Source organism: Pseudorhodoplanes sp. (assembly GCF_050250235.1).
In the GTDB taxonomy this organism is placed as follows: Bacteria; Pseudomonadota; Alphaproteobacteria; order Rhizobiales; family Xanthobacteraceae; genus Pseudorhodoplanes.
This window is the reverse complement of the sequence record NZ_JBFWPA010000073.1, coordinates 22,577-32,160: the sequence shown is the minus strand read 5'-3', so window position 1 is coordinate 32,160 and position 9,584 is coordinate 22,577. Positions and strand designations below refer to the sequence as shown.

9 protein-coding genes are annotated in these 9,584 nt (G+C 63.1%); 6 read left to right on the top strand and 3 right to left on the bottom strand.

Translation table 11 applies throughout. The features are described from left to right. Positions 1-111: 111 nt before the first annotated feature. The 3 genes from AB7F49_RS25335 to AB7F49_RS25325 are packed head-to-tail and all read left to right on the top strand — an operon-like array spanning position 112 to position 3,745. Complete coding sequence (locus tag AB7F49_RS25335) at positions 112-1,131, top strand: fumarylacetoacetate hydrolase family protein (protein ID WP_428527553.1); 1,020 nt, start codon at positions 112-114, stop codon at positions 1,129-1,131. Between the two features lie 41 nt (positions 1,132-1,172). Beyond that, positions 1,173-2,123: an MBL fold metallo-hydrolase gene (locus AB7F49_RS25330; RefSeq protein ID WP_428527551.1), complete on the top strand. Its 951-nt coding sequence runs from the start codon at positions 1,173-1,175 to the stop codon at positions 2,121-2,123. A 17-nt stretch (positions 2,124-2,140) separates the two neighbouring features. After that, the gene (locus AB7F49_RS25325; protein ID WP_428527550.1) at positions 2,141-3,745 is read left to right on the top strand and encodes an FAD-dependent oxidoreductase; all 1,605 of its coding nucleotides are present in this window, start codon (positions 2,141-2,143) and stop codon (positions 3,743-3,745) included. A 4-nt stretch (positions 3,746-3,749) separates the two neighbouring features. On the opposite strand, the gene AB7F49_RS25320 is transcribed toward AB7F49_RS25325, so the two are convergent. Then, complete coding sequence (locus AB7F49_RS25320) at positions 3,750-4,169, bottom strand: four-helix bundle copper-binding protein (RefSeq protein ID WP_428527548.1); 420 nt, start codon at positions 4,167-4,169, stop codon at positions 3,750-3,752. A gap of 142 nt (positions 4,170-4,311) precedes the next feature. On the opposite strand from AB7F49_RS25320, the gene AB7F49_RS25315 reads away from it, so the two are divergent. After that, on the top strand, positions 4,312-4,512 hold the full coding sequence (locus AB7F49_RS25315) for a DUF2783 domain-containing protein (protein WP_428527546.1): 201 nt from the start codon (positions 4,312-4,314) through the stop codon (positions 4,510-4,512). A 9-nt stretch (positions 4,513-4,521) separates the two neighbouring features. Here the strand turns inward: AB7F49_RS25315 and AB7F49_RS25310 are convergent, their stop codons facing one another. Both AB7F49_RS25310 and AB7F49_RS25305 read right to left on the bottom strand, forming a co-directional pair. Then, positions 4,522-6,735, bottom strand: coding sequence for an ATP-binding protein (locus AB7F49_RS25310; protein ID WP_428527544.1), 2,214 nt, complete (start codon positions 6,733-6,735; stop codon positions 4,522-4,524). A gap of 195 nt (positions 6,736-6,930) precedes the next feature. Then, positions 6,931-7,239, bottom strand: a complete 309-nt coding sequence (locus AB7F49_RS25305; RefSeq protein WP_428527542.1) for a hypothetical protein — start codon at positions 7,237-7,239, stop codon at positions 6,931-6,933. Between the two features lie 260 nt (positions 7,240-7,499). Here AB7F49_RS25305 and cysS point away from each other — a divergent pair, with 260 nt between their 5' ends. After that, a complete protein-coding gene (gene cysS / locus AB7F49_RS25300) occupies positions 7,500-8,846 on the top strand; it encodes a cysteine--tRNA ligase (protein ID WP_428527555.1) in 1,347 nt (448 codons plus the stop codon). 190 nt (positions 8,847-9,036) lie between these two features. Further along, positions 9,037-9,558: a GNAT family N-acetyltransferase gene (locus AB7F49_RS25295; protein WP_428527540.1), complete on the top strand. Its 522-nt coding sequence runs from the start codon at positions 9,037-9,039 to the stop codon at positions 9,556-9,558. Positions 9,559-9,584 lie beyond the last annotated feature (26 nt).

The following is a 9,584-nucleotide window of genomic DNA, read 5'->3' as shown; positions in this document are numbered from 1 at the left end:
AGCGCGTCACCAACTATGCAGCGGACCATGACACTCGGCAGGATGACTCTATCGACGGCTGGAAGGGTCTGAAGAAGCACTTCGATCCCAATCGTCGCGAGCCGCGCTGACATGAAACTGGCTTCCCTGAAGAGCGGCCGCGACGGCCGCCTTGTCGTCGTGTCGCGCGACCTGTCGCGTTGCGCCGATGCGTCCGCGGTGGCGCCGACCTTGCAGGCCGCGCTCGACGACTGGGACGCGGTGGTCCCGCGGCTGACCGAGATCGCCGACTCGATCGAGGCAAACCGCATCGCGCATCTGCCTTTCGATCCGGCCAAATGCGCGTCACCGCTCCCGCGAGCCTATCAGTGGCTGGACGGCTCGGCCTATGTGAACCACGTCGCCTTGGTGCGGCAGGCGAGGGGCGTAGAGGTGTCGGCGTCGTTCTGGACCGATCCGCTGATGTATCAGGGCATCTCCGACATCGTGATGGGGCCGCGCGACCCGATCCCGCTGGCCGACGAGTCTTATGGTGCCGACATTGAGGCAGAAGTGGTAGTCGTGCTCGGCGACTTGCCGATGGGCGCGACACCAGAGCAGGCCGCGAATGCAATCCGGCTGATCATGCTCGTCAATGACGTGACGCTCCGTAACATCACCGCGCCCGAACTCGCCAAAGGCTTCGGGTTCCTTCAGTCGAAGCCGCCGTCCGCCTATACGCCGGTCGCCGTCACGCCGGACGAACTTGGCAGGGCATGGGACGGCGCCAAGGTCGATCTGCCGCTGCTGTCCTTCATCAACGGCAAACCGTTTGGAAAGCCGATGTGCTCCGTCGACATGACCTTCGACTTCCCGACGCTGATCGCGCATGCTGCGAAGACGCGCCCGCTCGGCGCAGGTACCATCCTGGGCGCCGGCACGGTATCGAATCGCGACCCCGCCGGTGGCCCGGGCAAGCCGATCTCGGAGGGTGGGCTGGGCTATTCCTGCATCGCGGAATTGCGCACGGTCGAAACGATCCTGCATGGCAAGCCGACAACGCCATTCCTCAGATTCGGTGATACCGCTCGCATTGAAATGAATGATAAGGACGGTCGCTCGATTTTCGGCGCGATCGAACAGGAAGTGGTACGTTACACACCTCCGAAATAACGACAGACCCGCGGCAGCGTGGGCGAGAAACTGGGTGGACCATGGCGAAGGGCTTTGCCTCGACCGGCGACACGGCGGAAAAGACCATTTCGTTCGATGAGATCGGGCGCGGACTTTACGCCTTCACCGCGGAGGGCGACCCCAATTCCGGGATCATCGTGGGCGACGATGGCGTGATGGTCGTGGACGCGCAGGCGACGCCCGTGATGGCGCTGGAGGTGATCGAGCGGGTTCGCAAAGTCACCGACAAGCCGATCAGGTACGTGCTGCTCAGCCATTATCATGCGGTGCGGGTGCTTGGCGCATCGGCGTACACGGATGCCGAGATTCTCGCGTCCGACGCGACGCGCGAGCTGATCGTCGAGCGCGGCCAGCAGGACAAGGATTCCGAGATCGGCCGCTTCCCGAGGCTGTTCCGTGCCGTCGAGTCGATCGAGGGATTGACCTGGCCGACCATCACCTTCCCGCAGCAGATGTCGGTCTGGCTCGGCAAGCGCGAAGTGCGGATCATGCATATCGGACGCGGGCATACCGCCGGCGACGTCATCGCCTGGGTGCCGGACGCCAATGTCGTCTTCTCCGGCGACCTCGTCGAATATCATTCGGCCTGTTATTGTGGCGATGCGCACCTCGCCGACTGGCCGAAGACGCTCGACCGTCTCGCACAATTCAAGGCCAATGCATTGGTACCCGGCCGCGGGGCCGCCCTCGCGACGCCGGACAAGGTGCAGGCCGGCATTGATGGCACGCGCGACTTTCTCGCGACGCTTTACGGGTCGGCACAGAAAAGCGCAGCGAATGGACTTTCGCTCAAGGACGCGTTTGCGGCCGCGCGCGAGGCCATGGATCCGAAATTTTCCAGCTATGCCATCTACGAGCATTGCATGCCGTTCAACGTCGCCCGCGCCTACGATGAGGCCAACGGCATTGCGCATCCGGTGATCTGGACCGCCGAACGCGACCGCGAGATGTGGGCTTCGCTGCAGGGATAGCGTGGAAGGAGCCAGCCGTGGCCGCCAACGAACGGAAATCGCTGTTTCATTTCGCCTACCGCCGTTCACCGGATCAGGATGCCCCGGCGCCCGTCCGCCACACGGTGGTGATCGTCGGCGCCGGCCCGGTCGGCCTGTCGATGGCGATCGACCTCGCGCAGCGCGGCGTGCCTTCGGTTCTTCTCGACGACGCGGACCGTATTGGTGAGGGTTCGCGCGGCTTATGCTACTCAAAACGGACGCTCGAAATCCTCGACCGGCTTGGCGTCGGGGAGAAGCTCGTCGAAATGGGCGTGACCTGGAAGCTCGGCAAGGTCTTTCTCGGCGACCGCATGGTCTATGCCTTCGATCTTCTTCCGGAGGACGGTCACAAGATGCCGGCCTTCATCAACTTGCAGCAGTTCTATCTCGAAAAGGCCCTGGTCGACCGCGTGCAGGAATTACCAAAGATCGACCTGCGCTGGCGCAATCGCGTCACGGGCATCGAAAAGCGAAACGATGGGGCGACGGTAACAGTCGAAACGCCGGATGGATCGTATCGCATGGATGCGGCCTGGGTGATCGCCGCCGATGGCGCGCGTTCGACCATGCGCGATCTCCTTGGCCTCGAGTTCAAGGGGCATACCTTCGAGGAAAAATTCCTGATTGCCGACCTTCGCATGCCCGCGGACGACATCCCGACCGAGCGGAGGTTCTGGTTCGATCCGCCATTCCATTCCGGGCAGTCGGCGTTGATGCACCGGCAGCCCGACGAATCGTGGCGGGTCGATCTGCAACTTGGGCCGGACGCCGATATCGACCACGAACTGAAGGCTGAGAACTACACGCCGCGCATTCGCAAGATGCTGGGCGATCGTGACTTCCATGTCGACTGGGTGTCGATCTACCGGTTCAATTGCCGCCGTATCGAGCGTTTCGTGCACGGGCGCGTGGTGTTCGTGGGTGATGCGGCACATCAGGTGTCGCCATTCGGTGCGCGCGGCGCCAATTCGGGTATCGAGGATTCCGAGAACCTCGCCTGGAAGCTTGCGGCGGTGTTGTGCGGCGACGCCGGGGAAGGGCTGATCGACAGCTATGATCTCGAACGCATGCAGGCCGCCGACGAGAATATCGGACATTCGACCCGCTCGACCGATTTCATCGCGCCGCGTTCGCCGGCCGAACGCACCCTGCGCAATGCCGTGCTGTCTCTCGCGCCGCATGCGGAATTTGCGCGCCGCATGGTCAATTCCGGGAGGCTTTCGGTCGCGAGCATTTATGACACGCCGCTATCGACCCCGGATGAAGACTGCTTCGGCGGCTCCGCGCGGCTCGGCGGTCCGGCGGTGGATGCTCCGATGACGGGTGCGGACGGCAAGCTCTGTCATCTGGTCGAACGGCTGTCCGACCGGTTCGAACTCCTGCTTGTCGCAGGCGGCGCGGTGCCGGAACTGCCTGACGGTATCAAACTCACGGTAATCGGCCGGGATCTTGTCGACCTGCGCGGAGATTTCCAGGCGCGCTTCGATGCCCAACCCGGGACGGGCTATCTGCTGCGGCCCGATCAACACTTATGCGCGCGCTGGCGGCATCCGACGGCGAGCAAGATTTCTGCCGCCCGCGCCCGGGCGCTTGCGCATTGACTGCTCACGCAGGCATGCGCATGGAGGTCAGCATTTCTGTGCAGGATTCAACGCAATGCTGACAGGCCTTGGCGCAGATTTCGCAATGCTTGTGCATGTCCGCATGGCGCTGGCACTCGGCAGCGCAGGTGCGCGCGAAGGCGATGCATGTCGTAAGCTGGGCTTCGAGCAATTGCCGGTGCCCGACCTTGTTGGCGCGCGACAGAATGCTTCCGGTCGCGGCACAGACCGCAGCGCAATCATGGTTGAGACGGATGCAGACAATCAGCGACGCAACACCCTTCTCGGCCAGGCACGCGTCTGCGCAGGCCGTGCAGGTCTCCACGCATGCGAAGCAGGCCTCGATGCAGTGGCTGATGGCGTCGGCATTGCTCGGCCGCTCGGGATGCGAGCGGAACATGGTTCGTACGGCAACGGCGGACATGACCGGATTCCTTTTGAATGCGCGCGTGGCCCCACAACACCGGCAGACGCGTTAAGTTCCGAGTCGACCCGGGTTCCAGACCAGTCTGATTTTCAGCAAAGGTTCCGTGCGACTGGCGGCCGACCCATGCGGAGTCACCAAGATGCCACTCATGACCGCCCCGCGTTTTGACGATCCGGACCGTGCTTTTGTGATGCTGGTCGAGGCGCGTCGCGGATTGTCCGAACGCGAGGCATCCGGCCTCGATGCGAGGCTGGTGCTGATCCTCGCCAACCATATCGGTGACATCGAGGTGCTGCGTGAAGCGATTGCGCTTGCGAGGCAGTCCACGCCGGCGGGCTGATTTGCGCGCTCAGTCCCGGGGCTTTTCCTTGATGTTGTCGAGGACCGCGCTGACGCGGGTAACCGGGTCCTTGGCATCGAGGTCGAGTATCTGCCGCACCTTCTTCACAAGCGCATCCGACGTGAATGGCTTGGTGAGCAACTCGACATCGGCATCGAGCCGGCCGTGATGGATGATGGCGTTTCGGGTATAGCCGGTGGTGAACAGCACCTTGAGGTTCGGCCGGCGGCGCAACGCCTCGTCGGCGAGTTGGCGCCCATTCATGCCGCCGGGCAGGACGACGTCGGTAAACAGCAATTGCACCCCGGGATTCGCATCAAGCAGGCGCAGCCCGCTTGCGCCCTCGTGGGTGGAGATCACGTGATAGCCCTCGTCACGCAAGACTTCGCTAGAGAAGCGGTTCACCTCCTCATCATCCTCGACCAGAAGGATTTGCTCCGGCCGCCGGACCGCCGCCTCGGCTTCGTGAGCCGCTTCGCTGGGAAGCCATGGCTCGATCGCGCTCTCATCCATGAGCCGGGGTAGGTAGATCTTGATCGACGTTCCCTCGCCGGCCTCGCTGTAGATCTTGATGTGTCCGCGCGATTGTTTGACGAAGCCGTAGACCATGCTGAGGCCAAGGCCGGTGCCGGCGCCGGTTGGCTTCGTGGTGAAGAACGGCTCGAAGGCGCGGTCGATCACGTCCCTGGTCATTCCGGTGCCGGTGTCGCTCACCGCCACCAGCACGTATTGGCCATGCGGCGCTTCGGTCGCGTTCGCCGCGACATAGGCCTCGTCGAGATAGGTGTTGGCGGTCTCGATGGTCAGGCGCCCGCCCTCAGGCATGGCATCGCGTGCATTGACCGCCAGGTTGAGAAGGGCGTTTTCGAGCTGGTTCGGGTCGACCGCCGTCTTCCACAGGCCGCCGGCCAGTACGGTCTCGACCGTGATGGTCTCGCCGATGGTTCGGCGCAGCAATTCCGACATCCCCTGCACGAGGCGGTTTACATCGACTGCCTTTTCCTCAAGCGGGTGCTGGCGCGAGAAGGCAAGCAGGCGCTGCACCAGGCTCGCCGCGCGCTCCGAGGCCTGGCGCGCGGAGTTGAGCGAACGGCGCAGCCGGTCATCTCCCTCGGGGACGCGGCGCAAGGCCAGATCGACATTGCCGAGAATGGCGGTGAGCAGATTGTTGAAATCATGCGCGACTCCGCCGGTAAGCCGGCCGACGGCTTCCATCTTCAATGCCTGTTGCAATGCGAGTTCGGTTCGCTCGCGCCGCGCCACTTCCTGCTGCAACTGGGTGTGCGCGATCGCCTCCCGGCGCGTGCGGCGGAGCGCCATGATGCCGAGCCCGATCATTGCAATGGTCGCAGGCAGCCCGAATATCAGGTGACTGCCCATGTTCGTCAGCCAGTCGCGCAGCACCACGTCGCTTTCGATGCCGGAGACGACATAGATGTTGTATCGCGGCATCTTGCGATAGGCGAACAGACGCGAATGGCCGTCGAACGACGATGTGCCGGTGACAAAGCCCTCCGTGGGATGCACCTTGATGCTGCGCATGACCGTCGATTCCGGCGACAGTCGCTCCAGCCTCTTCGACAGGTCGGGATACCGCGCAAGGATCGCGCCGTCGTCGCGGATCAGTGCGAACACGCCGGGTGGGGGCAGCTTGGCGTAAAACTGGATAAAGTATTCCGGCGCGATCGAGACGGTGGTGACGCCGCCGAAGGTGTTGTTGGGTCCGCGCGTGCGGCGGCTCATCGTGAAGAATGTGGTGTCGGCGGCGCGTGCCTTCAGCACCTCGCTGACATAGGTGCCGGAATCAGGACTGTCCTTGTGGACCCGGAAATAGTCACGGTCCGACAGGTCGATCTTGGGCATCGGAAAGACGGTGCCGGATACGAGCGGCGCGCCGGAAGGTCCAATCACCCACAGGTCGCGCAATTGCGGCAGCGTATCGGTGAGAGACTTCAGACGGGAGCTGATCTCGGCTTCGCGCCCGCGGATATCCGCTTCGCTTGTGTTTTCCGTCAGTTCGTCGAGGTACCGCGCGCTAAGTTCGAAGGTTTCAAAGACCTTCAAGGCGTGTTCGTAGACGGTATTGAGATTTCGCTGAACGCGATCGCGCGCCTCGGCGAGATGTTGATGATAGGATATGTAGGCCGCAAATCCGAAAATCGCGATCGGCAGGAGGATCGAAGCCGCCACAAGGAGCCGCAGCGGCCGCAAGGCGGACGTCAATTCTTTTTGTGCTGTTTGCTCGTCCTTCGCGGCGCTCGTCGGTGAGTTGGGGACTGCGATCATGGAACCGGGAGCGAGGGCGCGGGCGGGATGACGCACTTATCCTACCGGTCGTATCCCGCCTTTCCAAGCACAGCGAATCGGCACTTCAGCGCAGCTATGCAGCGGGAACTTCGTGATTGCCGGGAGACGCGCTCAGCGCCTGCACTCGATGGCAACGAACTCGTCGCACCCCTGGTGCCCGCATGCGCCGCTCGTTGGCACCGCTCCGGTGATCTCGTCGCGGTCGATCTTGCGATACGAGGCTGCGGCCGAGAATTGCCGGGATTGGCAATAGGCCGCAGCGGCAGCGGCGCCGCAAGTTGCGCCGCTTGCAAGGCAGCGGTCGACCCCATAGCCGTCCGGGCTGTTGGCGATGATGAAGATGCGCCTTTCGGCCAGCACCGGTGAGATGCAGGCGGGCAGGAGCAGGACGGTAAAGGTGACGGCCAGCCAGGATCGCATGTGCGCTCGCTACATCTTCGGCTAAACCTCAATTTGCGCCACAAATCCTAAGGTTCTGTTAACCGAAATTTGTTTCGCGCTATCCTCTTGACGGGGCGCAGGTTTTCCCACATTTTCCGGCGAATGACCGTCCGCAACGCAATTTTCGGCATTTGCCGGGAGATTATTCGCTAGCGCCCGAACGCTGGCTGCGGCTGTCTTTTTGTCCATCGCGATGAACAGAACGCCCGGGCCGGCAGGGGCCTGAGGACCGATTGACGATGGAGCTCAAGCTCTACGATACGCTTTCGCGCGAAAAGCGGGTGTTCCGGCCGCTCGATCCGGCCCACGTGCGCATGTATGTGTGCGGGCCGACGGTCTATGACTTCGCCCATATCGGCAATGCGCGGCCGGTGATCGTGTTCGACGTGCTGTACCGGCTGCTGCGACACATCTATGGCGCCGACCACGTCACCTATGTCCGCAACATCACCGACGTGGATGACAAGATCAACGCGCGGGCGGCGGAACAGGGCATCTCGATCCGCGACCTGACCGAATCGACCTCCGCCAATTTCAAGGCCGATGTGGCCGCGCTCGGCTGCCTGCCGCCCGACGTCGAGCCGAGGGCAACCGAGCATATCGAAGAGATGAAGACGCTGATCGAGCGTCTGGTCGCTTCGGGGCATGCCTATGTTGCCGAGGAGCATGTGCTGTTCTCGGTGCCGTCGATGCCCGATTACGGCAAGCTCTCGAAGCGTCCGCTCGATGAGATGATCGCTGGCGCGCGGGTCGATGTGGCGCCCTACAAGCGGCACGACCAGGATTTCGTCTTGTGGAAGCCCTCGAAGCAGGGCGAGCCCGGCTGGCCGTCGCCTTGCGGCATATCAACGCCCGGGCGTCCCGGCTGGCATATCGAATGCTCGGCGATGTCGTGGAAGCATCTCGGCGAAACCTTCGACATCCATGGCGGCGGCATTGATCTTGTCTTCCCGCATCATGAGAACGAGATCGCGCAGTCGCGCTGCGCCTTCCATACGCCGGTCATGGCAAATGTCTGGATGCATAACGGCTTTCTCCAGGTCGAAGGCGAGAAAATGTCGAAGAGCCTCGGCAATTTCGTCACGATCCGGGAGGTCTTGAATGACTGGCCGGGCGATGTGGTGCGGCTCGCGATGCTTGCGACGCAATATCGCCAGCCGATCAACTGGACCGTGAAGGGCTTGCAGGAAGCGGAGAAAGCGCTGGCGGGTTTTTTTGATGTCGCTGCTCACGATGCTGAGCCGCGACCCGCTCCGGGTGTATTTGAGGCGTTGCTCGACGATCTCAATACGCCAAAGGCGATTGCCGAAATGCACGCCCTCAAGCAGGCCGCCGGTCGCAAGGCGCTTGCCGGCACGCTGGCGTTTTTCGGATTCCGCGAATCGGAGTTGAAAGCATGGCAATATGACCATGCTCCGACGCTTTCGGTTGAGCCTGCGGAGATCGAAAGCCGCATCTCCGCGCGCAACGCCGCGCGCGCCGTCAAGAACTGGGCGGAGTCCGATCGCATCCGCGATGAACTCGCCGCGATGGGGATCAAGCTCACCGATTCCAAGGACGGCACCACCTGGGAGGTCGCGCGATGACGGCGCCGCGAACTCCGTCTCCTTCTCCCCTCGCGGGAGAGGGTGCCGAGCGGCGAAGCCGCGAGGCGGGTGAGGGCGCGTTGAAGGCGCGCGCGCTTCGCGATGCGATTCAGCAAGCGACCCCTCACCCCGCCCGCGCTATGCGCGGGCACCCCTCTCCCACAAGGGGAGAGAGGGCCGGAGGCTCGCCATGACTCCAAGAGCCGGCCCGAATCTCGCGCTGCGCCCGATGCTGCCGGACGATATCCCGCTGCTGGCCGAGATTTTCCGCGCCAGCGTCGAGGAGCTTGCGGTCGAGGATTATTCGGACGGGCAGATTGAGGCCTGGACCGAAACCGCAAACGATCTGGATGCTTTCGGCAAGCGCCTGTCCGGGCAGCTTACCCTGATCGCAACGCATGACGGCGCGCCGGTGGGCTTCGCCTCGCTGAAAGGTGCCGACGTGATTGACATGCTGTACGTGCACCCCGCGGCGGTCGGGCAGGGTGCGGCGACGACGCTGATCGATGCGCTGGAAAAGCTCGCAGCCGCGCGCGGCGCGAAGAAGCTCACTGTCGAGGCGAGCGATACCGCGCATGATTTCTTCCGGCGGCGCGGCTACACGGCGAAGAGCCGCAACACAGTTCTGCGCGGCGACGAATGGCTCGCCAACACCACCATGGAAAAATCGTTTGGCGGCGACGCGGCCGCTGCGGGGGCGACACTGCAATGAACCTTCAGAAGCACCATATCATCGTC